This window comes from Nocardioides sp. (genome assembly GCF_036401255.1).
Lineage (GTDB): Bacteria > Actinomycetota > Actinomycetes > Propionibacteriales > Nocardioidaceae > Nocardioides.
The window spans coordinates 1-1,997 of the sequence record NZ_DASWVI010000046.1; the positions used below are offsets into that span (position 1 = coordinate 1).

The following is a 1,997-nucleotide window of genomic DNA, read 5'->3' on the forward strand; positions in this document are numbered from 1 at the left end:
AGCATGGGTAAGCAGGAAGACTTCGTGCTCCGCGCTCTGGAGGAGCGCGACGTCCGCTTCGTCCGGTTGTGGTTCACCGACGTCCTGGGCTTCTTGAAGTCCGTGGCGGTGGCTCCGGCCGAGCTGGACGGCGCGTTCTCCGAGGGCATCGGGTTCGACGGGTCCGCGATCGAGGGCTTCGCCCGCGTCTACGAGGCCGACATGCTGGCGATGCCCGACCCCTCGACGTTCCAGATCCTGCCGTGGCGGGGCGAGGGCCCGTCCACGGCCCGGATGTTCTGCGACATCATGATGCCGGACGGCTCCTCGTCGTACGCCGACCCGCGCCACGTGCTCAAGCGCACGCTCGGCAAGGCCGCCGACCAGGGGTTCACCTTCTACACCCACCCCGAGATCGAGTTCTACCTGTTCAAGGACAGCCCCGAGGCCGGGGCCGAGCCCGAGCCGGTCGACCGCAGCGGCTACTTCGACCACACCGCGACCTCGATGGGCGCCGACTTCCGCCGCGAGGCGATCAGCATGCTCGAGTCGATGGGCATCTCGGTGGAGTTCAGCCACCACGAGGGCGGACCGGGCCAGCAGGAGATCGACCTGCGCTACGCCGACGCGCTGAGCACCGCCGACAACGTGATGACGTTCCGCACCGTGATCCGCGAGGTGGCGCTCGGCCAGGGGGTGTGGGCCTCGTTCATGCCCAAGCCGTTCACCACCCACCCGGGCTCCGGGATGCACACCCACGTCTCGCTGTTCGAGGGCGACCGCAACGCGTTCTTCGAGGCGGGCGCGGAGTACCAGCTCTCCAAGACGGGGCGGCAGTTCATCGCCGGCGTCCTGCGGCACGCCAACGAGATCAGCGTGGTCACCAACCAGTGGGTCAACAGCTACAAGCGGTTGATGTTCGGCGGCGAGGCGCCGTCCTACATCTGCTGGGGCCACAACAACCGCTCGGCGATGATCCGGGTGCCGATGTACAAGCCCAACAAGGGTCAGTCCACGCGCATCGAGCTGCGCACGATCGACGCGGCCTGCAACCCCTACCTGGCGTTCGCGGTGGTCCTGGCCGCGGGCATGAAGGGCATCACCGAGGGCCACGAGCTGCCCCGCGAGGCCGAGGACGACGTGTGGGCGCTGACCGAGCGCGAGCGCAAGAGCCTCGGCATCGAGCCGCTGCCCAAGAGCCTCGCGGAGGCGATCGCCGTCGCGGAGCACTCCGAGCTGCTCGCCGAGACGCTCGGCGAGCACGTCTTCGACTACTTCCTGCGCAACAAGCGGGCGGAGTGGGAGGAGTACCGCGGCCAGGTCTCCGCGTTCGAGCGCGACCGCATGCTGCCGGTCCTCTGATGGGCGGGTCCGTGCTCGTGGTCGAGCACGACGCCGAGTGCCCGCCGGCGCTCCTCGGCACCTGGCTGGCCGAGGCGGGTTGCGACCTCGAGGTCCGCCGGCCCTACGCGGGCGACGACCTGCCGGCGCTCGCGGCGTACGACGGGCTCCTGGTGCTGGGCGGTCCGATGGGTGCGAACGACGACGAGCGGCACGGCTGGCTCGGGCCCGTGAAGGACCTGGTGCGCGACGCGCGCGACACCGGGGTGCCGGTGCTCGGCGTCTGCCTGGGCCACCAGCTCGTCGCCGTCGCCCACGGCGGCAGGGTCGAGCGCAACCCGCGCGGCCAGCAGGTCGGACTGCTCGAGGTCGGCTGGACCGATGCCGCCGGTGACGACCCGCTGTTCGGGCCGCTCGCGACGCCGCGCCGCGGCGTGCACTGGAACGACGACGTGGTGACCGAGCTGCCACCCGGCGCGGTGCTGCTCGCGACCGCCGCCGGCGGCGAGGTCCAGGCCGCGCGGTTCGCGGCGCGCGCGTGGGGGATCCAGCTGCACCCCGAGGTCGACGGCCCCGTCCTGCTCCCGTGGGCCGAGTCCGACCGCGGCTCGCACGAGACCCGCGGCATCGATACCGACGCCGTGCTCGGCGAGATCGACGCCGCCCGGGCCGAGCTG

2 protein-coding genes are annotated in these 1,997 nt (G+C 71.4%); both read left to right on the forward strand.

Translation table 11 applies throughout. The features are described from left to right. The first annotated feature begins 3 nt into the window (after window positions 1–3). Window positions 4–1,341, forward strand: a complete 1,338-nt coding sequence (locus VGD85_RS02295) for a glutamine synthetase family protein (protein ID WP_331061833.1) — start codon at window positions 4–6, stop codon at window positions 1,339–1,341. Then, window positions 1,341–1,997, forward strand: a 657-nt coding sequence (locus VGD85_RS02300) for a type 1 glutamine amidotransferase (RefSeq protein WP_331061832.1), incomplete at its 3' end; no start/stop codon positions are given. The genes VGD85_RS02295 and VGD85_RS02300, both read left to right, overlap by 1 nt.

What these genes read in the sequence shown, in the direction of transcription:
- VGD85_RS02295 (WP_331061833.1), top strand. Translation starts at nt 4, where the DNA reads ATGGGTAAGCAGGAAGACTTCGTGCTCCGCGCTCTGGAGGAGCGCGAC.